The 1,121-nt window shown below is 74.8% G+C and carries 1 protein-coding gene; it reads right to left on the reverse strand.

The features are described from left to right. Positions 1-1,082: nitrate- and nitrite sensing domain-containing protein (locus G5C60_RS50730; RefSeq protein ID WP_206441026.1), on the reverse strand; the 1,082-nt coding region annotated here is incomplete at its 3' end. Positions 1,083-1,121 lie beyond the last annotated feature (39 nt).

Here is a 1,121-nt window from a genome sequence, read left to right on the forward strand (position 1 = left end):
CCGGTGTCGTCGGGGCGGGGGGTGTCCGGGTCGGCCTCCTGGATGCGTTTGACGGCGGTGGGCAGCCGGGTGCCCGCGACCGCGTCGGCCTCGTCGGCGAGGGCGCCGAGGGGGCGGGTGATGGAGCGGGCGGAGATCACGGCGAGCGCGGCGGCCACGGCGACGATCAGCGCGCCGAGTCCGAGGAAGCCGCCGAGCTGACGGGTGGCTGCGGCGCCGCTGTCCTCGGCATGGGCGCGTACGTCGTCGCCGACGGTGCGCTGCACGCCGTGCAGGTCGTCGACGAGGGCCGTCATGTCCCGCCACCAGCGGGCGGGGGCGACGTTCAGCCGCGAGCCGTCGGCGCCGCGCTCGGCCTGCGTCTCGTAGCCGCTGACGCGCCGGGCTGCGGACGTCTTGAAGGCGGCGTCGAGGTCGGACTGCTGGGCGGGTGTGGCGAGTTCGCGGAACTGGTCGAGCGCGGCGAGGCGGGTGGCGCGGATCTCGGTGAAGTCGAGGTACTCGCCGCCCCGGAAGCGCCCGGCCGCGAACACCCCGTTGAGCGAGCCGCGTTCCAGGGCCACGGCCTCGGTGGCGCGGGCCAGGGCCTGCAGCGACTGGACGCCCTCGGTGATACGGCGCTCACCGTGGGCCGCGCCCGCGGACTCGGCGTCGATGAGCGCGGTGACGGCCTTCGTGTAGTAGGTCAGGGTGCCGGCGCGGTCGGCGGTGCCGGTGTCGACCTCGGCACGGGTGACGGGAAGGTCGGCGAGGGGAACCTGGGCCTCGTCGAGGGCGGAGGCAGCGGCGCCCGGCAGATCACCGCTCTCCTCCGAGAGCACCGCTCGCAATGCGGAGCGGGCGTCGTCGGTACGGTCCCGCTGCGTCCGTACGTCGTCCCGGTACTCCTGCGCGCCGCCCAGCAGCCCGTTGGTGAGCCCGCGTTCGCGCTGGAGTTCCCGTACCAGATCCTGCACCCGCAGCAGCACGCCGACCTGCGCCTCGGTGCCGCGCGCGTCGGACCAGTCGGCGGCGCGGTCGGCGACGCCTAGCCCCGTCAGAACGAGCAGCAGGCAGGTAGGCACGGCCAGCACGATGGCCATGCGCCCACGGATCGAGTTCCAGCCGGGAAGGGCGGGAAG

Origin of the sequence: Streptomyces scabichelini (genome assembly GCF_011045015.1) — a bacterium.
GTDB lineage: Bacteria > Actinomycetota > Actinomycetes > Streptomycetales > Streptomycetaceae > Streptomyces > Streptomyces scabichelini.